The 22,825-nt window shown below is 70.3% G+C and carries 20 protein-coding genes and 3 pseudogenes; 17 read left to right on the forward strand and 6 right to left on the reverse strand.

All coding sequences use genetic code 11. The annotated features are described in order from the left end of the window. Positions 1-214: 214 nt before the first annotated feature. A pseudogene (locus tag ABZV31_RS11235) lies at positions 215-748 on the forward strand (transposase); the annotation flags it as partial. Positions 749-785: 37 nt separating this feature from the next. Then, positions 786-1,073 carry an IS3 family transposase gene (locus ABZV31_RS11240; RefSeq protein ID WP_355891258.1) on the forward strand — a complete coding sequence of 96 codons (288 nt, stop codon included), beginning with the start codon at positions 786-788 and terminating at the stop codon, positions 1,071-1,073. 146 nt (positions 1,074-1,219) lie between these two features. Here ABZV31_RS11240 and ABZV31_RS11245 read toward each other — a convergent pair whose 3' ends face one another. Next, positions 1,220-2,347, reverse strand: a complete 1,128-nt coding sequence (locus ABZV31_RS11245; protein WP_355891260.1) for a putative sulfate exporter family transporter — start codon at positions 2,345-2,347, stop codon at positions 1,220-1,222. Between the two features lie 95 nt (positions 2,348-2,442). Between ABZV31_RS11245 and ABZV31_RS11250 the strand changes: the two genes are divergently transcribed. After that, entirely contained in the window at positions 2,443-3,408 is a 966-nt protein-coding gene (locus ABZV31_RS11250; RefSeq protein WP_355891263.1) for a LysR substrate-binding domain-containing protein, read from the forward strand. Positions 3,409-3,784: 376 nt separating this feature from the next. On the opposite strand, the gene ABZV31_RS11255 is transcribed toward ABZV31_RS11250, so the two are convergent. From ABZV31_RS11255 to ABZV31_RS11265, 3 genes and pseudogenes are all read right to left on the reverse strand, one after another. Next, positions 3,785-3,991 carry an ATP-binding protein gene (locus ABZV31_RS11255; protein WP_355891880.1) on the reverse strand — a complete coding sequence of 69 codons (207 nt, stop codon included), beginning with the start codon at positions 3,989-3,991 and terminating at the stop codon, positions 3,785-3,787. Then, a complete protein-coding gene (locus ABZV31_RS11260; RefSeq protein WP_355891883.1) occupies positions 3,982-4,452 on the reverse strand; it encodes a hypothetical protein in 471 nt (156 codons plus the stop codon). Before ABZV31_RS11260 ends, ABZV31_RS11255 begins: the two co-directional genes overlap by 10 nt. 28 nt (positions 4,453-4,480) lie before the next feature. Beyond that, positions 4,481-4,843 (reverse strand): annotated as a pseudogene (locus tag ABZV31_RS11265) (PAS domain-containing protein); the annotation flags it as partial. Positions 4,844-5,018: 175 nt separating this feature from the next. Here ABZV31_RS11265 and ABZV31_RS11270 point away from each other — a divergent pair. From ABZV31_RS11270 to ABZV31_RS11285, 4 genes are all read left to right on the forward strand, one after another. Further along, positions 5,019-5,552 (forward strand): hypothetical protein, encoded by a 534-nt coding sequence (locus ABZV31_RS11270; RefSeq protein ID WP_355891266.1) that lies wholly within the window; start codon positions 5,019-5,021, stop codon positions 5,550-5,552. A 145-nt stretch (positions 5,553-5,697) separates the two neighbouring features. Further along, the gene (locus ABZV31_RS11275) at positions 5,698-6,636 is read left to right on the forward strand and encodes a hypothetical protein (RefSeq protein WP_355891269.1); all 939 of its coding nucleotides are present in this window, start codon (positions 5,698-5,700) and stop codon (positions 6,634-6,636) included. Positions 6,637-6,656: 20 nt separating this feature from the next. Beyond that, complete coding sequence (locus ABZV31_RS11280) at positions 6,657-7,991, forward strand: Dyp-type peroxidase (protein WP_355891272.1); 1,335 nt, start codon at positions 6,657-6,659, stop codon at positions 7,989-7,991. Between the two features lie 61 nt (positions 7,992-8,052). Then, complete coding sequence (locus ABZV31_RS11285; RefSeq protein WP_355891275.1) at positions 8,053-8,964, forward strand: bile acid:sodium symporter; 912 nt, start codon at positions 8,053-8,055, stop codon at positions 8,962-8,964. A 123-nt stretch (positions 8,965-9,087) separates the two neighbouring features. Here the strand turns inward: ABZV31_RS11285 and ABZV31_RS11290 are convergent. Continuing rightward, a pseudogene (locus tag ABZV31_RS11290) lies at positions 9,088-10,477 on the reverse strand (long-chain fatty acid--CoA ligase); the annotation flags it as partial. Between the two features lie 23 nt (positions 10,478-10,500). Then, positions 10,501-11,430, reverse strand: coding sequence for a TauD/TfdA family dioxygenase (locus ABZV31_RS11295; protein ID WP_355891278.1), 930 nt, complete (start codon positions 11,428-11,430; stop codon positions 10,501-10,503). A gap of 366 nt (positions 11,431-11,796) precedes the next feature. Between ABZV31_RS11295 and ABZV31_RS11300 the strand changes: the two genes are divergently transcribed. The 10 genes from ABZV31_RS11300 (at position 11,797) to ABZV31_RS11345 (ending at position 21,825) form a co-directional block, all read left to right on the forward strand. Continuing rightward, positions 11,797-12,819: an AraC family transcriptional regulator gene (locus ABZV31_RS11300; protein WP_355891281.1), complete on the forward strand. Its 1,023-nt coding sequence runs from the start codon at positions 11,797-11,799 to the stop codon at positions 12,817-12,819. A gap of 302 nt (positions 12,820-13,121) precedes the next feature. Continuing rightward, on the forward strand, positions 13,122-14,180 hold the full coding sequence (locus tag ABZV31_RS11305) for a 3-keto-5-aminohexanoate cleavage protein (RefSeq protein WP_355891284.1): 1,059 nt from the start codon (positions 13,122-13,124) through the stop codon (positions 14,178-14,180). 71 nt (positions 14,181-14,251) lie between these two features. Beyond that, entirely contained in the window at positions 14,252-15,226 is a 975-nt protein-coding gene (locus ABZV31_RS11310; RefSeq protein ID WP_355891287.1) for a quinone oxidoreductase, read from the forward strand. A gap of 38 nt (positions 15,227-15,264) precedes the next feature. Next, positions 15,265-16,182: a TauD/TfdA family dioxygenase gene (locus ABZV31_RS11315; protein ID WP_355891290.1), complete on the forward strand. Its 918-nt coding sequence runs from the start codon at positions 15,265-15,267 to the stop codon at positions 16,180-16,182. 91 nt (positions 16,183-16,273) lie between these two features. After that, positions 16,274-17,557 (forward strand): MFS transporter, encoded by a 1,284-nt coding sequence (locus tag ABZV31_RS11320; protein ID WP_355891293.1) that lies wholly within the window; start codon positions 16,274-16,276, stop codon positions 17,555-17,557. Then, the gene (locus ABZV31_RS11325; RefSeq protein ID WP_355891295.1) at positions 17,557-18,126 is read left to right on the forward strand and encodes an alpha/beta fold hydrolase; all 570 of its coding nucleotides are present in this window, start codon (positions 17,557-17,559) and stop codon (positions 18,124-18,126) included. The genes ABZV31_RS11320 and ABZV31_RS11325 overlap by 1 nt, the downstream gene beginning before the upstream one ends. Before the next feature lie 264 nt (positions 18,127-18,390). Continuing rightward, entirely contained in the window at positions 18,391-20,172 is a 1,782-nt protein-coding gene (locus tag ABZV31_RS11330) for an acetoacetate--CoA ligase (RefSeq protein WP_355891298.1), read from the forward strand. A 195-nt stretch (positions 20,173-20,367) separates the two neighbouring features. Continuing rightward, a complete protein-coding gene (panD, locus tag ABZV31_RS11335; protein WP_355891301.1) occupies positions 20,368-20,787 on the forward strand; it encodes an aspartate 1-decarboxylase in 420 nt (139 codons plus the stop codon). Positions 20,788-20,816: 29 nt separating this feature from the next. After that, entirely contained in the window at positions 20,817-21,161 is a 345-nt protein-coding gene (locus ABZV31_RS11340; RefSeq protein WP_355891304.1) for a GNAT family N-acetyltransferase, read from the forward strand. A 19-nt stretch (positions 21,162-21,180) separates the two neighbouring features. Further along, entirely contained in the window at positions 21,181-21,825 is a 645-nt protein-coding gene (locus ABZV31_RS11345; RefSeq protein ID WP_355891307.1) for an aspartate/glutamate racemase family protein, read from the forward strand. Positions 21,826-22,825: the final 1,000 nt, after the last annotated feature.

Here is a 22,825-nt window from a genome sequence, read left to right on the forward strand (position 1 = left end):
CACTGTCTTGTCCGCCGCCTCGGTGAACGCGCGCCGACCCACCGCGCTCCCTTCGCGAGGAGGCCGACATGGCCAGCATCCCACCCACCTCACGCGCCGTCATCGGCGGTGTGGACACCCACAAAGACCTGCACGTGGCCGCCGTCATCGACACCGACGACCACGTGCTCGACACCCGCCCGTTCTCCACCACCCGGGCCGGCTACCGCGGTGCGCGGCCTGGCGACCGGACGAGACCGCCTTCCGCGACCCCGTCTCAGCCACCCGCATCGCGATCAAATCCCTGGCCCGCCGCTACCTGGAACTCAACGACGAGGTTGCCGACCTCGACGCGATGATCGAGCCCCTGGTCCGTGAACTGGCACCCTCGCTGCTGGAGCGGACCGGCTTCGGGATCGAGAACACCGCCCAGCTCCTGGTCACCTGCGGCGACAACCCTCAGCGGGTCACCGACGAGGCCCGCTTCGCCAAACTCTGCGGCGTCGCCCCGCTGCCCGCCTCCTCCGGCAAGATCCAGCGTCACCGGCTCAACCGCGGCGGCGACCGCCAGGCCAACTCCGCTCTCCACATGGCCGTCGTCTGCCGCCTGCACTACGACGAGGCCACCCAGAAGTATGTCGAACGCCGCACCAGCGAAGGCAAGTCGAAGATGGAGATCATCCGTTGTCTCAAACGGTACGTAGCCCGGGAGGCCTACTACCTGATCAAGCAGGACAGCACCCCGAACCGGCCTGCCCAGAGGGCTTGACATACAGGAGAGCGTCAAGGGAGCCCAGTACACGAGCGTGACGTTCGGACAGCGGTGCAAGGAAGCCGGCATCCGCCCCTCCACCGGCCGGACCGGGTCCTGCTTCGATAACGCGGTGACCGAGAGCTTCTTCGCCTCCCTGGAAACGGAGCTCATCGACCGCTTCCGCACGCGCCGCGACGCCGAACAACAGCTCTTCAGCTACATCGAAGGATTCTACAACCCCTGGCGCCGCCACTCGGCGAACGGCCAGCTCAGCCCAGCCGAGTACGAGCGCCGACACGCACCACAAGCATCAGCTAACCTCGCCTACGCTGCCGCGTAGAACGCAAGCCCGTCCGTGTCTACCGGACCGGAGCAACTCCAGCCGTCAGCAACAGAAGCCGGCAGTGCCGACGCCGCTGCTCTGGCCGGACGCTGGGGTGCACACCGGTGGTCGGGCGCCCCTCTCTGCCGCGCTCGGTCCGACGGTCACAGGTACCGGGCCAGGAATTGGAGGGCCAGGCTGGTGGCGGACACCACCAGCCACAGGCAGCCCCCGAGCAGCAGGGGCGCGGGACCGGTCCGGCGCAGCCTGGAGGGTTCGGTGGACAGGCCGATCGCGGACAGGGCGACGGTGATCAGGAAGATGGCGAGCGTGCTGAGCGGGCCTTGGGCGTCGGATGGGACGAGGCCGGCGGTGTTCGCGGCGGCCAGGACGAGGAAGCCGGTGAGGAACCACGGCACCAGCCGGCCGACGCGCACCGGGCCGGAAAGACCCCGCCCAGAACCTGCCGCGCCGGCGTCGGCCGGCGCGTCTGTCTTCCGCGCGCGGCGGCGGGCGAGGGCGGCGAGGCCCAGGCAGATCGGGATGATCAGCAGGGTGCGGGCCAGCTTGACCACCACCGCGTAGTCGGCTGCCGGGCCGCCGTAGGTCGTGGCGGCGGCGACCACCGACGACATGTCGTTGACCGCGGTGCCGGCGAACAGGCCGAAGGCGTGCTGGCCCATGCCCAGCAGATGCCCGAGGGCGGGGAAGATCAGCACCGCGGCGACGTTGAAGACGAAGATCGTGGACACGGCATAGGCCACCTCCGCCTCGGCCGCGCCGATGACCGGCGTGACGGCGGCGATCGCGGAGGCGCCGCAGATGCCGGTGCCCACACCGATCAGGGTGCGCAGGTCGCGGACGACACCCAGGCGGCGTCCGATCCCGTATGCCGCCGCCAGGCAGACCGCAAGGGTCACGAGCATCACCGGCAGCGAGCCGACACCGACCCGCAGCACCTGGCCCAGGGACAGTTGCGCGCCCAGTACCACCACCGCGGCCTGGAGCACTCCGCGCCCGGCGAAGGTGATGCCGGGCCGCATCCGGTCACCGGGCCGCACCGCGACCGCCACCAGCACCCCGAGCACGATGCCGCTCACCGGCCCGCCGACGACGGGGACCAGCCGGCCCAGCGCAGTCGCGACCAGGGCGACGCCGACGGCGAGGGCGAGCCCGGGCAGCCGGGCGGCGAAGCCGGGGGCTTGGGCGGCGAGGGCGGCGCCGTGCCTTCGGGCGGTGGCAAGGCGGGGCAGGCGGGTGGTCCCTGACGGGGAGAGGCTGGCGTCCTTCATGATCACCACTTTGGTCGGCGTCGTGCCGGCCCTGTAGCCCCTGATGGAGCAGGAGGTCATAGCCCAGACGTATGAGTGACTCATACGCTGGGGCTGTGACAGACTCCTCCGTGCCGGATCCCCAGACTGTTCCCCTCCCCTTGCGCACGCCCGACCTGGAGTCGTTGCGGCTCCTCGTCCTCGTGGCCGACCTGGGCAGTCTGGGCCGGGCGGCCGAGCGGCTGCGGATCTCCCAGCCGTCCGCCAGCCGCCGGATGTCCACGCTGGAACGCGGGTTGGGACTGGTCCTGGTCGACCGCACCCGCCGCGGCTCCCGGCTGACGCTGGCCGGGCAGGTCGTCGCCCAACACGCCCGGCGGGTCCTGGACGAGCTGGACGAGCTGCTCACCGGGGCCGACAGGTTGCGCGACCGGCGGGAGGCCGAACTGCGCGTCGCGGCGAGCCTGACCATCGCGGAGTACCTGCTGCCGGCCTGGATCAGCGAGCTGCGCGTTCGCCGGCCGGAGCTGTACATCGGGCTGCAGGTGACCAATAGCGAGCACGTGCCCGAGCTGGTCGAGTCGGGCGAGGCCGACATCGGATTCATTGAGGGGCCGCGCCTGTCCCGTGTGATGTCCACGCGGCAGGTGGCCGAGGACCGGCTCGTCGTCGTGGTCGACCCCGGTCACCCGTGGGCGCGGCGACGGGAGCCGCTGTCGGCGCGGGAGCTGTCCCGTGCGCCGCTGGTGCTGCGGGAGAGCGGTTCGGGCACGCGGCAGACGCTGGACCGCGCCCTGTACCTGGTCGGCTGTGAACGCGTTCGGCCCCTGGTGGAGCTCGGCTCGACGGCCGCCGTGCGCGGTGCGGTGATCGCCGGCACCGGGCCGTCCGTCCTGAGTGAACTGGCCGTCCGCGGCGACATCGCCGAGGGCCGACTGATCGGCGTCGACGTCACGGGCGTCGACCTCGCGCGCGACCTGCGTGCGGTCTGGCCGACCGGGCGGCGCCTGGTGGGCCCGGCGGCGGAACTGGTCACGGTGGCCCGCCGGGCGGTCGCCGGCGAACGGCCGGCCCGCGCGTAGGGCCCGACAGGACGACGGCGCCTACCTCGCCGTGCTGCTGTGGCAGGGTGCCCGTGTGCCCGGGGTCGATATCAACTGCTCCGTCACCCTGTATGGGCGCGATATCGCGCGGGCCCAGCGAGCGGGGCTTCGCCTCGCGGACGACGGCGAAGCCCGCTCGCTTCGTCAATCCCAGCTTCCGAAACAGTCCGGAACTCACCTGCGCGTCGCACATGTTGTAGCCACCGGAGGCATGCCCCTTCCTCGTGCTGCCATCAAGGCTAGTCGACCACCAGCGGCGAAGCGGTCGGCCATGCTTGCGACACCCGGCCCGGCGCTCGGCGCCCTACAGGAATTGGCAGCCCGCCGCAGGCACGGACGGTCACTCGTACCCAGGTCAGCGAGACGCTCCTTCCAGTGTCTGCTCGGTCCAGATGGTCTTGCCGTCGGCCGAATAGCGGGCTCCCCAGGTTTGGGCCAGCTGCGCGACGATGAACAGTCCGCGTCCCCCTTCGTCGGTCATGCGGGCGTGCCGGAGGTGTGGTGCCGTGGCGCTTGAGTCGCTCACTTCGCAGGTCAGCGCGCGATCCAGAATCAGGCGCAACTTCCGAGTACCGCGTCCCGGAGTGTGAGCGGCACGACAAGGAGGCTGTGCGCTCGGGATGCGCGGATGGCCCGGCCGCGGGCCGGGTCGGTCTCCAGCCAAGGCGGGTCGGGGGTGAGGTCGACGGCCTGGGAGAGTTGCTCGGCCAGGGCCCGGCTGAAGGGAGTAGGTGCGGGAAGTACTTCGACATGTCCCACGGGGTGAGCCTGTGGCGCATCCTCCCCGGCGCTGCTGCGAAAAGCGGCCCGTCTCAGCGTCACGCAGCTGGGGAGCGGTGATGGCGGGTCGTAGCCACAGATCACAGCCTCCACCAACTCCACGACTGCCACGTCCGCGAATTCCGGAACGAGTGCGTCGGCGAGCTCTTGGCAGGTCACCACCATGTCCAGGGAGCGGCCCACCCGCTCTCGCACCGTGTCGAGAATGCGCAGCCGCCTCAGAGCCCTTTCCCGGTCGGTCACGTCCACGACCGTGATGCTGACTGACGCCGAGCACCGCACCGTCCGGGTCCAGGAGAGGGAAAGCGGTGAGCTCGTAGAGACGTTCCTGGCCGTGGTGGGCAGGGGGCCGTGCCCGCAGGACCCGCCCGCGCACCGACACACCGCTCTCCAGTACCTCCTGCACGAGAGCCTCGGCCGCCTCCGCATCGACCACGTAGTGCGATCCGGGAAAAGTGCGCCCTATGACGTCTTCTTCTCGCGTGCCCTGCATGGCGGGCGTGGCGGTGTTGATGCGGACCACCCGCAGGTCGCTGTCCAGCACAGCCAGGCCAACCGGCGCCTGGGTGAACAACGCTTCGAGTGTCACCGTCCCGGCGTCACCCGCGCCCCTTCCCCGACCGTCGTCGGCCATGGAAGTCACCTCCCGTGCCGCCCGAAGCGGCTCCGTCCTTTCCGGTCTACTCCAGCACCGCCGACACAGCGACCGCAGAGGTCACGGCCGGGGACTCTTCCGCTCTGCGGGCGCAACCCGTGAGCGGGTGGGACGATGGGGGTGTTCCGGCCTGCACATGGCGGGAGGAGCGGGCATGGAAATCAAGCCGCAGATGGTCGCCATCCCCAAGGACACCGACCATCTTGAGCAGGGGAAGTACGGCCCCATTTTTCCCAGGACCCCGGCGTGCTACGGGTTCACGATCATTGCGCGGATCAAACCGGGCCGGGCCGACGCGGTGCGTGCCCACGGTCAGACGCTGGTCAAGGCATTGGAGGAAGATCCGTACCTGCTGGCGCCGTTGAAGCTGCACTACCTTCGCTGGGTTCTCTTCGACGACGACACGCGCTTCATGTATCAGGGGATCTTCGACACCGATTTCGACAAGTACACCGAGGACGCGGTCGCGCTCTTCACGAAGGTCGGCGCGAGCACCGTCTTCGAGAATCTCGAAGGGTTTCCCGAGGACTGGCGGACCAACCCCGAGGGGTTCGTCCGGTTCGTGCGGGAGCACCACTGTCCGAGCTTCATCGAGTACGGAGAGTACCCCTACGTGACGGCGGGCGAGATCAAGAAGGCTCTGCGGGTCAAGGGTGCTCTGTCGGAGATGCTCGACCAGTTGCAGTAAGGCCGGGGTCGGACCTGCCGGATAGTGAACCCTCCGCGCAGCGTGTGACCGCGGATCGGAGACGATCGAAATGAGCGAGGCCAGGACCGCGCGCACATACAACCAGAGGCACATCCCCCGGGGATACACCCCTGGTCGGAAGCGGGTGAGTGTCTATGTCTCGTGGAGCTATCCGGCCGAGGCGGGCCGGTACGCAACGGAGTTGGACAACCGCTTCTCGACCATGACCGAGGTCAGGCGGGTGGCGTGGCCCGCCTATGAGGACCCGAAATGGTCCGACCCCTATCGGTTCCAGCAGGGCATCGCCGGGGCGCTCGAGCTGTTCTTCTGGGCCTGGGTGCCGTTCCAGGACTTCGTCGAGGAGACCACGGGGCATCCGGTTCCGGTGTACCAGCGCATCGACCAGGCCGGCTTCCCCACCCCGCTGGACGAGCGGGTCCTTGCTGACACCGATGTCCTGTTCGTCTTCGGGCTGGACCACATGATCACCGAGCAGGACGCTCAGCCGGGCGAGATCGAGGTACTGAGGGCCTTCCTCGCCCGCGAGGACGTGCGCCTGGTGCTCGGCCCCCACCACGACGTCGGTGCCTCGGACGATCTGTCCGAGCGGGAGATGGAGTACCGCCACCACGGCGATCCTCTGGTGCCTCGCCAGCAGCGGTTCGCCACCTACGTCAGGGACCTGATGAAGGGTTTGGGCGTGCCGGTCATGAACCGCTATGGACTGCGTCCCGCGACCAGTGAGGGCAACAAGATCGCTCCACTGTCCACGGTCGGGGACCTGGACGCCAAAGGGTGGCTGGAGGGGGTGACGAACTTCAACTTCCACATGCATCTGCCGCACTACGAGGTGACGACCGACGAGCCGGACGCCATCCATGTGCTGGCGAGGCAGCCGATCGACACGTCCAGGCCGCATCCGTTCACCGAGGCAGGCAACACCGAGTTCAACATGTTCCTGTGGATGCCGCCGAGCGGAGACCGGGCGGGCGATGTGCTGCTGGCGGACTCGACGATCTTCAGTTCCCTGTTCGGAGGTGATGACAGCCTGCGCAACTTCTGGCGGAACCTCGTCTCGAAGTAGGGCCCGCAAGGAGGTCACCCGTGAGTGAGTCCTTGGAAGCCGAGCTGGAGCTGGACGACATCCAGCGCGGCGTCCTCAGCCCCCGGCCGACCCCTTACGCGGACGCCTACCTGGCCTTCCGGGTCGACGACCGGGAACAGGGGCGGGAGCTGATGCGGCGCGTCAGTGGGGCGGTGACCTCCGCCGCCGACTCGGCCAGTCCTCTCGGGGACACCTGGGTCAGCGCCGCCCTGACCTGTCACGGCCTCGAGACCCTCGGAGTGCCGGCTGCATCGCTGGACACGTTCGCCTGGGAGTTCCGGCAGGGCATGGCCGCCCGTGCCCGAGCACTCGGCGATGTCGGTGACAGTGCCCCGGAGCATTGGGAAGCACCGCTCGGCACCCCCGACGTCCACGTGGTGATCACCGCCGTCGCCCCCGACTCCCTGCGCCTGCAGGCGGCCATCGATCGCGCTCGCCCGGCTTACGACCGCCTCCCGGGCGTGACCGCGATCTGGCGGCAGGACTGTTACGCGCTGCCCACCGAGACCGAGCATTTCGGTTATCGCGACGGAGTCAGTCACCCCGCCGTCGAAGGAAGCGGCATCGCCGGATCGAATCAACTCGAAGTGCCTCTGAAGGCCGGTGAGTTCGTTCTCGGGTACCCCGACGAACTCGGCGGTACCCAGACCCCGCAGCCGGCCGTGCTGGGTCGCAACGGCAGCTACGCCGTCTTCCGTAAACTCCATCAGAACGTCGCCCAGTTCCGCCGCTACCTGAGGGACAACTCCACCGGGCCCGAAGACCAGGAACTCATCGCGGCGAAGATCATGGGGCGCTGGCGCAGCGGGGCTCCCCTCGCACTCGCCCCCCAGCAGGACGATCCGGCGCTCGGTGTCGACCCGCACCGGCGCAACACCTTCCTGTACCAGCGGGACGACCCGATCGGTTTCCACACTCCCGGCGGCTGCCACATCCGCCGGGCCAACCCCCGCGACGCCGCCGTGGCGGGGGAGGTGCGCCTGCACCGCATGATCAGACGCGGCGCCGTCTACGGACCACCACTGCCGGACGGGGCGCTGGAGGACGACGGCCTTGGCCGCGGCCTGATGTTCGCGTTCATCGGCGCACACCTGGGGCGGCAGTTCGAGTTCGTCCAGTCCCAGTGGCTGAACGACAGCGTCTTCTTCGGCGGAGAAGACGGCAAGGATCCCGTCACCGGCTCCCAGGACGGCTCCACCGGTTTCACCGTTCCCCGGCGGCCGGTGCGACGACGCCTTGCCACGCTGCCCCGGTTCGTCGTCACCCGAGGCGGTGAGTACTGCTTCCTGCCGAGCCTGAGCGCCCTGCGCTGGCTCGGCGGTCTTCAGGACTGACAAGCGACGACGCGCACTGCGGCAACGCCCGGAGATCTCCGCTCCCCGGAGGGGAAGGCCGATGGACACACTGCACCTGGTGCTCAACGCCGTCACCGTCATCTTCATCATGGCCACGATGTTCGCGGCCGGCCTGGGGGCCACCGTCCCCGCACTGCGGGGCGTCTTCACCAACGTCCGGCTGCTCCTGCTGGCGCTGCTCGCCAACATGGTGATCATCCCCCTGCTCGGCTGGGGCATCGGCACGCTCCTCGGCCTCCCGCCGGCCTCGCTCGTCGCCCTCGTCCTGCTCGCCTCGTCCCCGGGCGGCCCCTTCGGCGCGAAACTGGCCATGGTGCAGAACGGCGATGTCGTCGCGGGCGCGGCGATGCAGGTACTCCTCGCCTCCATCGGCAGTCTCACCTTCGCACCCACGGTCAACGGCATCCTCACCGCCGCCGACATCGGCACCAACGTGTCCCTCGACGTCGGGGCGCTGGTCCGGACCGTGGCGCTGCTCCAACTCGTGCCGTTCGCCATCGGCCTGCTCATGCGCCGCTACGCCACGCCCACGGCGCAGTCATGGCACCCCACGGCAGCCGCGGTCTCCAACATCACCTTTCTGATCGTGCTGGCGGGCATGCTGCTCGGCAACTGGCGATCGGTCGTGGATCTCTTCGGCTCCCTCTCCCTGCTCGCCGGGTTCCTGCTCGCAGCCGCCGCCTTCGGTATCGGTACTTTGCTGGCCACGGGCCCGACGGTGCGCCGCACCACCATGGGCGGCGTGGCTTCGGTACGCAACGTGGGTCCCGCGCTGGCCGCGATCGGGCTCGCGTTCGACGACCAGACCGCCGTGCTGGGGGCGCTGGCAGGGGTCCTGCTCAGCGGGCTGGCCGCTGCCCTGCCGATCGCCACGTTCCTCAGCCGCCGACGTCAGGCCCCGGCGCCGCCCGACACCGATCACGGCACGCCGTCGGCCAGTACCCGTCCTTGACGTTTGCCGCGGCCTGAGGCTCACGAGCGGACCGACCGGGACGGTGATCTCCCGCTTGAGGATCTTGCCGGTGGGGCCCTTGGGGAGCTCGGCGGTAAGGGTGACGATGCGCGGATACTTGTAGGCTGCGACGCGTTCCTTGACGTAGTCGCGGATCTCCTCCGGCGTCGCCTCCTCTCCGGTCCTCAGTACGACGACCGCAGTGACTTCCTCGCCGTGCAGCGGGTCCGGAACTCCCACGACAGCGGCCTCGGCGATCGCGGGGTGCCCGTAGAGGACCTCCTCGATCTCTCGCGGGTACACGTTGTATCCGCCCCGGATGATCAGGTCCTTTTTCCGGTCCACGATGAAGTAGAAGCCGTCTTGGTCGACGCGTGCCAGGTCGCCGGTGTGGAACCAGCCGTCGCGGAGGGCGTGGGTGCTTGCGTCGGGGTTGTTGAAGTAGCCCTTCATCACGTTCTCACCGCGGACGGCGATCTCTCCGATCGCGCCGGGCTCCACGGTGGTCTCCGCGACGAGTTTCATCTCGACGCCGCGCACGGGTGTGCCGATCGAGCCGGCCTTGCGCGGGCGGTCCGGATGGTTGAAGGCGGCCATCGGAGAGGTCTCCGACAGGCCGTAGCCTTCCAGCACGGTCGCTCCGAAGGTCCGCTCGAAGCCGTGCAGCACCTCGACCGGCAGGGCGGCGCCGCCCGACACCGCGAGCCGGAGCCGGGATGTCATGCCCGTCAGACCGGCGGGCCTGCAGGAGGGCGGAGTACATCGTCGGCACGCCGAGGAAGACGGTGACCCCGTCCCGGCGCATGACATCCAGAGCCCGTCCCGCATCGAACCGGGGCAGCAGCGTCAGCGTCGCGCCGGCCGCCACGGAGGCGTTCATGGCGCAGGTCTGCCCGAAGGCGTGGAACAGGGGCAGACCGCCGAACAGGACGTCCTCGGGACCGAGCAGAAGCAGGGTCTGCGTGGTCGTGGCCGTGTTGGTCAGCAGGTTGCGGTGGGTCAGTTCGGCTCCCTTGGGCGTGCCGGTGGTGCCCGATGTGTACAGGATCAAGGCGGTGTCGTCGTCGGCTCGTTCGACGACGTCGGCCAGGGGCGGGGCAGCGAGCAGCAGCGTGTGGAAGGCGTCGGAATCCGTGACCAGGCACGCCGCTCCGGTCTCGGCGGCTGCCTTTGCGACCTCCTCGGCGCACATCGGGTGGGCCAGTGTCATCCGGGCCCCCGAGTCGCGCAGCACGAAGGCTGCCTCACGGGCCTTGAGCAGCGGGTTCATCGGCACGACTACGCCACCGGCCCGCAGGATGCCGTAGTACACGACCGGGAAGAGCGGCACATTGGGCATGGTCATCGTGACCACGTCGCCCGGCCGGACACCCCGGTCGCGCAGGACACCGGCGAACCGGGCACTCGCCTCGTCGAGCTGCTCGTACGTCAGGGTGGTGTCGTCGTGTCGCACGGCGACGTGCGGTCCGTGCACAGCCGCGGAGTTCACCAGAAGCGTGGCGAGATTGGTCATGACCGTGGTGTCCTCGATTCGTCTCAGTTGGTGCGCAGCGACGGACAGCCGCAGCCCGGGCGTGCCGTGCGCAGGCTTCGGGGGCGGATGACGTCGTGGGGGGTGACTCCGGCGCGTGTCGTCGGGCGGAAGTGTGCTCCGGCTGCGTGGTCGGCCGTGTCGGTGTCCCCGTGGCGGGCCAGCCACACGCGCAGCAGGTGGCGTTTGTGCTCCGGGGCGTCGAAGTCCTCGTACGCCGAGCGGGCGTGCAGCACCACGTGATTGTCGAGCAGCAGCAGATCGCCGGGCTGGAGATCCAGTTTAAGTTGGACGGCGGGCGAGGCGGCCGTCGTGTCGATGAGGTCGTACAGCTTCTTGGCGGTGGCCCGGGCGCCGTCCGGGCCACCGCCGCGGGCAGGGCGGGCCTCGCCAGCGAGGCGGGCACGGTCGTATCGCATGCTGGGTCGGTCGCCGTGCCGGCTGACAAGCGGGGAAGCCAGGTGAGCCCCCTCGCCGGACGCCCACTCCTCCTGGCGGTCGAAACGGTGGGTGCGGTACAGGCGCGCGGCGAGATCCGGGCGGATTTCGAGCACGGCGTTGTGCACGGCAGCGGCACTGGCGAGCAGCGTACGGCCGCCCGAGCGCGCCGGCCGCAGGCACAGCAGGCCGAGCAGGTCCGATTCGGCGGTGTGGAACGGCACCGCGGCCCGGGTCAGGATCGCCGGCGGTGCCGGGTCGTCCTGCGTCGGGCCGGCGTCCCGGATGTGGCACAGGGTGCGGCCGTCGGCGGTCTGCGGGACGGGCCTGCCGAGGTACTGGCCGATGCCGCGCAGCACGGTGCTCGCTTCAGCCTCTCCGAGCAGATCCTCCGGGACGTTCTTGATCAGAAGGAAGCCCCGCCCCTCGGACAGTGTTCTCGCAGCGCGATTCAGCTCGGCGGCGAGTGTGGGCAGCGGGAAGTCGGCGACGGTCATCCGCAGCAGGGTGGCGGCACGAGTGCGGGCGGTGTGCAGCGCCGTACGCAATTCGTCACGGGTCTCGGCGGACAGACGGAGAACCCAGTCGTCGCGGCCCGCCAGGTCGAGTCCGTACCACAGGGCGGGGCCGTGAACGGTTCGGTCGGCACCGTCGGCGTATGGGGGGTTTCGGCCATGGTCGCCTCCGCGAGGTCTGGTGAGCGGTCAGTTCCTTCCGGCACTGCGACGGCCGGACGGCACGGCCGCCGCACCGCCGCACAGGCCGCGTTGAACGGGGATGCTACGAATCACTCGCCCGGCATGCTTGACGTGCGGGGACGAGAAACTTAACTTCTGGGGACCCATTGCCCCTGGAGCGTGCCCATGAGGCCCCTTGCCCGCACCGCCGCGCTGAACGGCTACGTCGAGCTGAGCCGATCCCTCGGTCTCGACCCCCGCGCCCTGATGAAGGGCGTCGGCCTGGACACCGCGGACCTGGCCGTACAGGACCGGTGGATCTCCGGCACGGCGGTGGTCAGGCTGCTGGAGCTGTCGGCCGCCGCATCCGGGCGTGAGGACTTCGGTCTGCTGCTGACCGAGCGGCGGCGCTTCTCCAACCTCGGACCCATCAGCCTGCTCGTCCGTGAAGAGCCCGACGTCCGCAGTGCGTTGGCTCTGCTGATCCGCCACCAGCACACCTACAACGAGGTCTTGCACGCGCGGCTCTCGGAAGGCAACGGGGTGGCCACGCTGAAGGTGGATCTCCGGCTCGGGGAGCCGCAGTCGGCCCGGCAGGGCACGGAACTCGCCGTGGGCGCGTTCCACCGCGTGCTGAGCGGCTTCCTCGGCCCGCACTGGCGCCCCTCGTCGGTCTGCTTCGCCCACCCGGCGCCGCGGGACACCGCAAGCCATCGCCGTCTGTTCGGGCCCTTGGTGGAGTTCGACCGCGACTTCAACGGCATCGTCTTCTACGCCGAGGACCTGGACGCCCCCAACGCCATGGCCGACGCCCAGTTGCGCAGCTACACCCGGCAGTACTTCGAGCCCATCGCGGCCCCCAGGGAAGCGTCCGAGGTGGACCGGGTGCGCGACCTCATCGAGGCGCTGCTGCCGACCGGGCGCTGCTCCATCGAGCAGATCGCACGCAGCCTCGGCGTCGACCGGCGCACGGTTCACCGTCATCTGGCCCGCTCCGGAGAGACGTTCTCCTCACTGCTCCATTCGACCCGCACGGCGCTCGCGGAGCAGTTCGTCGCCAACCCCAACCGTTCCTTGACCGAGGTCTCCACGCTGCTGGGGTTCTCGTCGCTGAGTGCGTTCTCCCGCTGGTTCCACGAGCACTTCGACACCGGTCCGCGGGAGTGGCGCAAGAGCCGGGGCGGCCCGGCAGTGCCCGGCGGAAGCTGAGCCCGCGGGGCGCACGCGGGCAGGAGCACGAATTGGGCCCGGCCGTGTGTCCCCGATTGGCAAGTGACCTGTCTCCACAGGCAAAGCGGCTGCGTGCCGCCCGCCCTACCTTGGCACCACCGCACCGGCGGTCGGCCTCCGGAGGGAGCGCTCTGCAGCTCCCCTGAGGGCACTCCCTCCGGATCGGCCCGCAACCACTGGGTCAGTTGTTGCGACCGTCCGGACTTACGCCGTCGCAGTCCTGTCGTCGCGTCCGCTGCCTGCTCCGTGACGCGATCACCTCTACGCCAAGGAGAAGCCCCGTGCATTTCCACGACGACTCACTCTTCCCGGAGAACCAGGAGAAGCTGGTGATCCAGGCCGCGCCGTACGGTCCCGAGTGGCTTCCCGGGGACGCGGACGACCTGCCCCTGACCATGGACGAGCACGTCCAGGCGGCCGTGGACTGCTACAACGCCGGCGCCACGGTGCTCCACATCCACGTCCGCGAGCTCGACGGCAAGGGCTCGAAGCGGATGTCCATGTTCAACGAACTGCTCGGGCGGCTGCGCGAGGCCGTGCCGGACATGGTGCTCCAGATCGGCGGTTCGATCTCCTTCGCACCCGAGGGCGAGGGCGGCGACGCCAAGTGGCTCGCCTACGACACCCGCCACCTGCTGGCCGAACTCACCCCGGCGCCCGACCAGGTGACGATCGCCATCAACACCAGCCAGATGAACATCGTCGAGATCATGAACGACGACGACCTTCAGGGCACCTCGATCGCGAAGCCGGACTACTACCGGGCCTACCGCGACATGGTCGTCGAGGCCGGTCCGGACTTCTACCTGGAGCACCTCAAGCGCCTGCACGCGAACGGCATCCAGCCGCACTTCCAGCTCGCCCACCTGGCCCAGCTGGAGACCGTCGAGCGACTCATCCGGGCCGGCATCCACACCGGGCCCCTGATCCTCAACTACGTGGCCATCGGCGGCGGTTTCGCCGGCCGGCACCCCGCCGACCTGGTCGAGTTCATCCGCCGCGTGCCGGACGGAGCCGTCCTGACCATCGAGAGCTCCATGCGCGCCGTGGCCCCGATGAACGCCGTCGCCATCGCCCTCGGCCAGCACGTGCGCGTCGGCAACGAGGACAACCTCTGGCGCGCCAAGGGTGAGCGGATGTCCTCCGTGGCCCAGGTCGAGCAGATGGTGCGGATCTCCGAGGCACTCGGCCGCGAGATCGCCACCGGTGCCGACGCCAAGCGGATCTACAAGCTCGGCGAGTACTACGCGGATGCCGACGAGACCCTCGCCCGCCTCGGCATGGTGCCCAACCGCCGCCCGGGACAGCGCGGCTTCATGCTGCGCGACGTCACGGCCTGACCCATGCCCGGCGTGCAGGGCGGCTCCGCACGCAGGCAACACCCATCCGCGCGAACCCTTCGGAGCACTCTGTGGCACACGCCGTCCGCTTCTACGAAACCGGTGGACCCGACGTCCTGAATTGGGAGGAGGTCACCGTCGGTGATCCCGGCCCGGGCGAAGTACGCATCCGGCACGAAGCCGTGGGCCTGAACTTCGCCGACACCTACTTCCGCATCGGGCTCTACCCGGTCCGCCTGCCCGACGGCATCGGCGTCGAGGCTGCCGGAACGGTGGAAGCGGTCGGCGAGGGCGTCACCGACCTCGCCGAGGGCGACCGGGTGACATACACCGGAAGTCCGCTCGGTGCCTACAGCACGGAGCGGGTCATGCCCGCCTCGCACCTGATCAAGCTGCCCCCCGAGATCAGCTGCGAGACGGCGGCCGCGATGACCATGCGCGGCCTGACCGCGGCCTATCTGCTGCGCAGGATCCATCCCCTGAAGCCCGGCGACACCGTGCTGCTGCACGCCGCGGCGGGCGGGGTGGGCCTGATCGTGTGCCAGTGGGCCGCACTGCTCGGCATCCGTGTGATCGGAACGGTGTCCAGCGAGGAGAAGGCTGACATCGCCCGGGCACACGGATGCGAGCACGTCATCCGCTACCGCAACGAGGACGTGGCCGACCGGGTGCGCGAGCTGACCGACGGCGCGGGCGTCCCAGTCGTGTTCGACAGCGTCGGCAAGGACACCTTCGAGGGCTCCTTGGCCTCACTGGCCCGCCGCGGGCTCCTCGTGTGCTTCGGCACCGCCTCCGGCCCCGTGCCGCCGATCGACGCGATGCAACTCGCCGTACAGGGTTCGCTGTTCGTCACCCGCCCCGCCTTGGCTGATTACATCGCAGACCCCGCCGAGCGCGCCACGCTGGCCGGCGAGCTGTTCGAGCACGTCGCCGCCGGGCGCATCAAGATCGAAATCAATCAGCGCTACGCCCTCGAGGACGCGGAGCAGGCGCACCGCGACCTGGAAGCCGGCCGGACCACCGGGTCCTCCGTCTTCGTCCTGTGACAGGGCGCACCCCGTTCCACCCCTGGGAGTGAGAACCCATGCCAGACACCCTCTCGTCCTCGCGGCAGGCCCCGGCCCTGGTACGCCCGAGCGCACGCCGCACCTCCCTCACGGCCGAGCCGCTGACCTGCACCATCGGAGCCGAGCTCCGTGGCGTGAGCCTGGCCGACGCGACCCGTGACGACGATCTGTTCGCCGAGATCAAGAGCCTGCTGCTGGAGTACAAAGTCCTCTTCCTGCGGGACCAGGACATCTCCCGTGCCGACCACGTCGCGTTCGCCTCGCGTTTCGGCCCGCTGGAGGACCACCCCGTAGCCGGCAGCGACCCGGACCACCCCGGACTGGTCCGGATCTACAAGGAGCTGGACAGCCCGCCGGAGCACTACGAGAACGCCCTGCACACGGACGGCACCTGGCGGGTGAACCCGTCGATGGGCGCCGTACTGCGCTGCGTCGAGTCGCCCCCGGTCGGCGGCGACACGATCTGGGTGAACATGGTCGAGGCTTACCGTCGCCTCCCCGACCACATCAAGACCCGGATCGAGGGGCTGCGCGCCCGGCACAGCATCGAGGCCACCTTCGGCGCCGTCATGCCCGAGGAACAGCGTCACGCGTTGAAGGAGCGGTTCCCGGACGCCGAGCACCCGGTCGTGCGCACCCACCCCGAGACCGGCGAGAAGATCCTCTTCGTCAACGCGTTCGCGACGCACTTCGTCAACTACCACACGCCCGAGAACGTGCGTTTCGGCCAGGACCACGCGCCGGGCGCGAGCCACCTGCTCACCTATCTGATCAGCCAGGCCGCCATCCCCGAGTACCAGGTGCGCTGGCGGTGGAGTCCCAACAGCGTGGCCATCTGGGACAACCGCTCCACCCAGCACTACGCCGTCCAGGACTACTGGCCCGCCGTCCGCAAGATGGAGCGCGCCGGAATCGTGGGCGACAGACCCTTCTGACCTTCCCTTTCAAGCAGTCGAGGTGATGACAATGGAGTTTCACACCACTGCGCAGTCCACGGCCCCGACATCGTCCGCGTCGGAGTGGCCCGTGTCCAAAGGCTATGCCTGGACGGTCTTCGCACTCGGCTTCGGCCTGCTGCTGTCCGACTACATGTCCCGCCAGGTGCTCAACGCCGCCTTCCCGTTGCTGAAGGCCGAATGGCTGCTGTCCGACGCGGCCCTGGGCTCGCTCAGCGGCATCGTCGCCCTGGCGGTCGGCGTGTTCACCTTCCCCATGTCCCTGATGGCAGACCGGTGGGGGAGGGTCCGGAGTCTGCTGCTGGCCGCCACGATGTGGAGCCTTGCCACCCTGGGGTGCGCCATATCGGCGAGTTACGGCGAGATGTTCGTCGGCCGTCTCTTCGTCGGCATCGGCGAGGCGGCGTACGGCAGTGTGGGCATCGCCGTGGTCCTCAGTATCTTCCCGGTTACCCTGCGGGCGACCCTCTCGGGTGCTTTCATCGCCGGCGGCGCCTTCGGCTCGGTGCTGGGCGTAGTCGTCGGCGGCGCCGTGGCCCAGGTGGCCGGCTGGCGCTGGGCGTTCGCCACGATGGGGATCTTCGGCCTGGTGCTCGCCGCCGTGTATGCGGTCGTGGTCAAGGAGAGCAGACTTGCGCCGCGCGGACGGCCCTCCGGCGGCGACGACGGCGCTGCCGCGCACGGCCGGCTGCGCACTCACCTGCCCCGCCTCTTCTCGTCCGTCTCCGTCATCAGCGCCTATGTCGGCAGCGGACTGCAACTGTTCATCGCCGGCGCGCTGTTGTCCTGGCTGCCCAGCTTCTTCAACCGCTACTACCACATGGCCCCAGGCAAGGCGGGCGGAGCCGCCGGCGCCTTCGCCATGATCATCTGCTTGGGGATGATCTTCGGAGGCGTGGCCTCCGACCGCATCAGCTCCACCGCCCCCATCCGCAAATGGGCCGTCGCGGCCGGCTGCAGCCTCGGCGCGCTCCTCCTGCTGACCCTCGCCTTCCAACTGCCCACCGGACCTGCCCAATTGCTTGCTCTGGCCGCCGGTTGCCTGCTGTCGGCCGGTTCCGCCGGGCCTGCGGCGGCCATGGTGGCGAACCTGACCCCCGCCTCCATCGCGGCGACCGCGTTCGCCACCCTCACCCTGGCCAACAGCCTGCTCGGGCTGGCCCCCGGCCCCGCGGTCACGGGCCCGCTCGCGGACCGCTTCGGCCTGCTGGGCGCCCTGCGCATCGTGCCCCTCGTCGCGGTCGCGGCCACGCTGGCCTTCCTGGTCGGCAGGCACTGGTACGACCGCGACCTCCTCCGCCTGGCCGACCTCACAGCGAAGGCGGAGACCAAGCACCCCTCGGAGGTCCTCTAATGAGCGCCACCGTGGAACCCACCGTGGTCATCGTCCCCGGTCTGCGCCACCACGTCGCGGACCACTGGCAGACCGTGCTGGCCAGACGTCTCGCCGAGGCCGGACGAGTCGTCCGCACCGTTCCCCCGATGGCCGGGAAACGACTCAGCCTGGATGCCCAAGTCGGCAACCTGGCCGCGACGCTGGCGCCCCTGGACGGACCGGTCGTGCTGGTCGCCCACAGCGCGGGAGCCATCACCACGGTGCACTGGGCCGCCCGCCACCGAGCCGACGTACGCGGCGCGCTCCTCGCCACACCACCGGACTTCACAACACCGCTGCCGGACGGCTACCCCACACCCGCCGAACTGGCGGAGCACGGCTGGACCCCCGTGCCCCGCGCGCGGCTGCCCTTTCCCAGCATCGTCGCCGCCAGCGCCGACGACCCGCTGGGCGCACCCGAACGCGTCGCCGAACTGGCCCGGAGCTGGGGCAGCCAACTCCTGCAACTGGGCGCGGTCGGCCACCTCAACCCGGCCTCGGGATACGGAGAATGGCCCCAGGGCGAAGAGCTGATCCGCATGCTGTAGTCCGACTCCGGCCGCGCACCGCTCGGGGCGACGCCTACCGGAGGGCACTCATGAGTCCGGACACCGAACTGCTGTGGACACCGGGGCGCCGGGAGCTGGAGGATTCCAACGTCGCGGTGTTCATGGAATGGCTGGAGGAGACCCGCGGTCTGAGCTTCGCCGACTACGCCGAGCTGTGGCGGTGGAGCTCCACCGATCTGGCGGGCTTCTGGTCGGTGGTGTGGGAGTACTACGGGCTGGACGCCGTCACCGCATACGGACGAGGTGCTGGCCGACACCACCATGCCGGGCGCCCGCTGGTTCACCGGCGCCCGGCTGAACTTCGCCGAACGATGTCTCGCCCAGGCCACCGGCGCGCGTCCGGCACTGGTGAGCGTGACCGAGGGCGGGGAGCCCGTCGAGACGTCGTGGGCGCAGCTGCGCCGCGACGTCGCCGACGTATCCGTTGCCCTCCGGCGCATGGGTGTGAAGCCCGGTGACTGTGTCGCCGGCTACCTCACCAACCTGCCGCAGGCGGTGGTGGCACTGCTGGCGACCGCGGCGGTCGGTGCCGTATGGACGGCCTGCTCACCCGACTTCGGCACCCCCAGTGTGCTCGCCCGGCTGACGCAGGCTCGGCCGACGGTCCTCGTCGCCGCGGACGGCTACCGCTATGGGGGCAAGGAGCACGACAAACGGACCACGGTCACCGAACTCCTGGACGGGCTGCCGACCGTCCGCCACCTCCTCACCGTCGACAACCTCTTCCCCTCGCAGACGGACGCCTGGTCCGTACGATCCGACGTCACCGTGCACGCGTGGTCCGCGCTGCCGTCCACCGACCAGGCACCGGACTTCGCCGACGTACCCTTCGACCACCCGCTCTGGATCCTCTGGTCGTCGGGAACCACCGGCGTCCCGAAGGGCATCGTGCAGAGCCACGGCGGCATCGTGGTGGAACTGCTGAAGGCGCTCGGGCTCGGTGTCGACCTGCGCCCGGAGGACCGGTTCCTGTTCGTCACCTCCACCAGCTGGATGGTGTGGAACTTCCTGGTCGCCGGTCTTCTGCACGGCAGCACGATCGTCCTCTACGACGGCAGCCCCACCTTTCCCGACGCCGCCGGCGCCTGGCGGGTCGCCGAACGGACCAGGGCGACGATGGTCGGGATGGGCGCGGCCTATCTCGCGGCCGTGGAGAAGTCGGGTCTGCATCCGGCAGCAGACCTCGACCTCGGTGCCGTGCGCTCGGTCCTGCAGACAGGCTCGGCCATGGCTCCGAGCACCTGGCAGTGGGTCCACCACCGGCTCACCCCCGGCGTGTGGCTGCAGTCGATCTGCGGCGGAACCGACGTCTGCTCCCTCCTGGCAGGCGGCTCCCCGCTCCTCCCGGTGCGCGTAGGCCGCATGCAGTGCCCGGCGCTCGGCGTGGCGCTGGCGGCGTGGGACGAGACGGGACGGCCTTTGACCGGCGAGCAGGGAGAGCTGGTGGTGACCGCCCCACTGCCGTCCATGCCACTGCGCTTCGTCGACGACCCCGGCGACGCACGCTACCGGGCCAGCTACTTCGACACTTACCCCGGCGTGTGGCGGCACGGTGACTGGGTGACCGTGGAAAAGGACCTGTCGGTCGTCGTGTCCGGCCGGTCCGACTCCACGCTCAATCGCATGGGAGTGCGGATGGGCTCGGCCGACATCTACACCGTGGTGGAGCAACTCCCCGGCATCTCGGACAGCCTCGTCGTCGGGGTCGAGCAGGCCAACGGCGGCTACTTCATGCCTCTGTTCGTCGTGAGCGACGACGGCGAGGAGGCTGACGACAGCCTGCGGGCGCGGATCACAGCGGCCATCAGACAGCAGCTGTCCCCGCGCCATGTACCCGACGTGATCGCGCGGGTACCCGCGCTACCCCGCACGCTGACCGGGAAGAAGCTGGAGGTGCCGGTGAAACGGATTCTGCAAGGCGCCCGCGTGGCCGACGTCACCGGTCCCGGAGCCATCACGAACGGCCACATGCTGGACTGGTTCACGGAATTCGGAGCACGGACGAACGCGAGCGGGAACATGTGAGGCACGGCCCAGTGATCGGGCCCTTCAATGGCCCAGCCTGACCGACCGGGCACACCATCAGGCAAGTCAGCCACCGGTCAGCATCCGTCCCTCAAGAGCCGTCGCCCAGCCATCGGCAAAACGTGTCGTTGTAGAGTGACGAAACGCCCTTGACCTGCAGCAAGCAGGCAGGGAGCCGACCTCTGGGAGCACTGAATGCTGCGCACCATGCACAAGTCCAAGATCCACCGTGCCACCGTCACCCAGGCCGACCTGCACTACGTGGGATCGGTGACCATCGACGCGGACCTGCTCGACGCCGCCGACCTGCTGCCCGGTGAGCTCGTCCACATCGTCGACATCACCAACGGCGCACGACTGGAGACATACGTCATCGAGGGCGAGCGCGGCTCGGGTGTCATCGGCATCAACGGGGCGGCCGCGCATCTCGTCCACCCCGGCGACCTGGTGATCATCATCAGCTACGCCCAGGTGACCGACGCCGAGGCGCGGGCGCTGAAGCCCCGCGTCGTGCATGTGGACCGCGACAACCGGATCGTGGCGCTGGGTGCCGACCCGTCCGCGCCCGTGCCGGGCTCGGACCAGGAGCGCAGCCCGCGGGCCGTACCGGCCTGATCAACGGACACCGGACCAGGAGCGTGCCCATGAGCGACATCGACATCCGCGACGACCGGGCGGCGGGCCGTCTGGAGGCGGTCGCCGGCGGCGAAGTGCTGGGCCACATCGAGTATTTCGTCCTCGAGTCCCCCGAGCGCGCGCTGGTCCCGGTCCACACGATCGTGGAACCGGCCCACGAGGGGAAGGGCATCGCGGGCTCGCTGGCACGCGAGCTGTACGACAGCGCGCGGCGCGAGGGCGTCGCCGTGGCCCCGCTGTGCCCGTACGTCGTCAGGTGGGCCGAACGCCACCCCGACGAGGCCCCGGCGGCCGACCCCGAGCTGCTGGGGGCCGCGCGCGAGTGGCTGGCGGCGCATCCGGAGCGGTTCTGAGCGGGACCCGCGCCTGACGATGCTCGCCCTCCTGCACACCTCGCCGGTGCACGTCGCGGTCTTCGACGCGCTGCGCGACGAGGCCCACCCCGGCCTGGAACTGCGGCACTTCGTCGACGAGGCACTGCTGGGCCGGGCCCGCCGCGAAGGTCCCGAGGCGGTGGCGGGCGCGGTACGGGCGGTGCTGGACAGGGCTGTCGCCGGCGGCGCCCGCGCGGTTCTGTGCACCTGCTCGACCATCGGCGGCATCGCGGAGGCGGCCGGGGCCGCGGCCGGGGTGCCGGTGCTGCGCGTCGACCGGCCGATGGCGGCCGCGGCAGTGGCCCGGGGCCCGCGGGTCGTCGTCATCGCCGCGCTGGAGAGCACGCTCGCCCCGACCGTCGCGCTCATCGAGGAGGAGGCCCGCCGCGCCGAACGCCCCGTCGACGTCCGCACCCTCCTCGTCGACGGCGCCTGGGCCCGCTTCGAGGGGGGCGACACCGAGGGGTACGTGCGCGAGGTGGCGGCCGCGACCGACACGATCACCGACGCCGACGCGATCGTCCTCGCCCAGGCCTCCATGGCCCCGGTCCAGCAGCTGACGACGACCGCGATCCCGATCCTGTCCAGCCCCCGCCCCGGGCTCGCGGCAGCAGCAAGGGCAGCCCACATCGTCCACGGCTGACACCCACCGCACACACCCGCTCCGTGAGGGTTGGTGGGTGGGTGGCTGCCGGGTGCTCGGCGGCCCCCGTGTGGCTCCCGGGTGCGGCTCCCGCGTGGGGCTCCCCGGTACCTGCCGGCGTGGTCGGAGGTGCGGGGGTGCCCGGTACCCGGCGGTCTCGGTGCGGCTCAGGCGCACGGGATCCCGGTGCCTGGCTTCGTGGCGGTTGCAGGCGGGCGGGTTCCGGATGCTCGGGGCCCTGCTGTGCCCCCGTGCACGGCTTCCCGGTGCCTGTCCCCCTGCGGTCGCAGGCGTGCGGGTGCCCGGCACCCGGCACGGTGGCCCCGGTGCGGCCCCCACACGCAGACCCCCGCATTCCCGCATTGAGCCCACCCGGGTCCTCGCGCCGGCGCCGGCGGGTGACTGGCGGCGCGGGCGTCGGGTATGCGTGGGAGTAGTCCAGAGCCGATGTCGACCGACTGGCTGGAGGACGCCATGACGAACCCGTACCCCGACCCCGTCCCGCCCCCGCCCATGCCGGGCCCCGGGCCGGGGCCCACGCCGGGCCCGGATCCCCAGCACCCGCAGCCGTACCCGGACCCGGTCCCGACGCCGGAACCACCCCCGACGCCGGAACCACTTCCGACCCCGGAACCACTTCCGACCCCGGAACCGCCCCCGACCCCGGGACCACCCCCGACCCCGGGACCGCCTCCGGCTCCCGGGCCGACGCCGCCGGAACCGACGCCCGGCCCCCACCCGGGCCCGAGCCCGACTCCGGAGCCCTCCCCGTCCCCGATCCCGCCGGGACCGGAGCCGGTGCCGAACCCCGAGCCGGGGCCGCCGCTCTCCTGAGACCAGCCGGGGCGCCGTTCCGCCCCCGACCACGACCACCGGACACGCCGACGGTGGGCGACCCTGCCGCCCACCGTCTCCGCGTGCCGCGGGTGCGTACCGGCGTGGCTGTGCCGGACGCGTGCCGCGGGTGCGTACCGGTGTGGCTGTGGCGGACGCGTGCCGC

This window comes from Streptomyces sp. NPDC005202 (genome assembly GCF_040608235.1).
Lineage (GTDB): Bacteria > Actinomycetota > Actinomycetes > Streptomycetales > Streptomycetaceae > Streptomyces.